Here is a 267-nt window from a genome sequence, read left to right as displayed (position 1 = left end):
ACGTGCTGCTGGTGATCGACGTGCAGAACGATTTCTGCACCGGCGGGGCGCTTGCTGTCCCGGGTGGGGAGAAGGTGGTTCCCGCCGTCAATCGTATTGCCCGTCGGTTCGGCAATGTCGTTCTGACCCAGGACTGGCATCCGCACGACCATGTTTCGTTCGCCGCCAACCATGCCGGCAAGCAGCCATTCGAGACCATCGTCCTCGACTACGGCGCGCAGGTGTTGTGGCCGACCCATTGCGTGCAGGGCAGCGGCGGCGCAGAAT

General features: G+C 63.7%; 1 protein-coding gene. It reads left to right on the top strand.

Going from position 1 to position 267, the window contains the following annotated elements; translation table 11 throughout:
• Positions 1 to 267 (top strand): isochorismatase family protein (locus ACZ3HG_RS23890; protein WP_465334876.1); only part of this gene is annotated, 267 nt, incomplete at both ends.

It is taken from the genome of Erwinia sp. PME.40.26/001 (assembly GCF_055556675.1).
Note: the sequence above shows the minus strand (reverse complement) of the source record. Positions and strands in the feature narration are given on the sequence as shown.